Source organism: Halomonas sp. 707D4 (assembly GCF_024158685.1).
In the GTDB taxonomy this organism is placed as follows: domain Bacteria; phylum Pseudomonadota; class Gammaproteobacteria; order Pseudomonadales; family Halomonadaceae; genus Vreelandella.
This window is the reverse complement of sequence record NZ_JAMZBD010000717.1, coordinates 1-1,129: the sequence shown is the minus strand read 5'-3', so window position 1 is coordinate 1,129 and position 1,129 is coordinate 1. Positions and strand designations below refer to the sequence as shown.

The window sequence follows — 1,129 nt, the reverse complement described above, 5'->3', positions numbered from 1 at the left end:
CAGCCACACCCGGCTCGACGCGCCGGTCACCGTGGCCGAGAACGCCCTGGGCGAGGCGAAGGCGCCCACGGTGATCGGTCAGGCGAACGAGTACGGCAAGTATCTGGGCGTGATGCAGGTCACCTTCGATGATGACGGCGTGGTGACGGCCTCGCGGGGCGAGCTGCTGGCCGCGGAGGATTTCGAACCGGACGCTGATGCCGCCGCGATGCTCGAGCCCTATACCGCCCGCATCGAGGAGCTGCGCGACGCCGAGGTGGGGGTGACGCTGGGCACGGCGCTTCCCAACCCGCGCCACGGCAACGGCGACGAGCAGAGCGTGCGCGCCGACGAGACGGCGCTGGGCAACCTGATCAGTGACGGCCAGCTCGCCGCCGCCCGCCGGGTGAACCCGCAGACCGTGATGGCGCTGCAAAACGGCGGCGGCATCCGCGAGCCAATCCCCGAAGGCCCGGTGACCGTGGGCGAGCTGATCGCCGTGCAGCCCTTCGGCAACCGCCTGACGCTGATGGACGTGACCGGCGCGGAGCTTCTGCAGACCTTCGAGATTGCGCTGGCCAGCGCCCCGGAGGAGAGCGGCGCCTTCCTGCAGGTATCCAACGGCACCGAGGTGGTGTATGACAGCCGCGAGCCGGCGGGCGAGCGGGTGGTGAGCCTGAAGGTGACCGAGAACGGCGAGCTCAATGAGATCGACCCGGCACGCACCTACGTGATCGCCACCAACAACTTCACCGCCGCCGGTGGTGACGACCACGCAGCACTCGAAGCCGCGCACAACGACGAGCGGAGTCACATCGTCGGCAACACCGACTGGGAGATGCTGCGCGACTACCTGGTCGAGCAGGGCGACGTCGCGCCCCGAGTGGAGGGGCGCATCGTCGACCGGGCGCGCGACTAGCCGCCGGTACGCTTGCCCGAGGCGCTGTCGAAGGGGTGCAGCGCCTCGCGGGCAACGTAAAGACGCAGCGTCTCGCCTTCGCACACCGGCGGCTGGCCGCTGACGCGGATCACCGTGGGCTGCTCGCTGTCGGCTAGGCGCACGTAGAGGTGGCTCTCGGCGCCGGCGGCCTCGAAAAGCTCCAGCGTCGACTCGATCACCAGGTGCGGGCCGCTTGGCGGGGTCAGGCGC

Annotated in this window: 2 protein-coding genes; one reads left to right on the top strand and one right to left on the bottom strand. The window is 70.2% G+C overall.

Annotation, left to right across the window (positions count from 1 at the left end):
- On the top strand, positions 1-898 hold an 898-nt coding region (locus BIS11_RS18180; protein WP_253586807.1), incomplete at its 5' end, for a bifunctional UDP-sugar hydrolase/5'-nucleotidase.
- Here the strand turns inward: BIS11_RS18180 and BIS11_RS18175 are convergent.
- On the bottom strand, positions 895-1,129 hold a 235-nt coding region (locus BIS11_RS18175), incomplete at its 5' end, for a TOBE domain-containing protein (protein ID WP_367399234.1). The genes BIS11_RS18180 and BIS11_RS18175 overlap by 4 nt on opposite strands.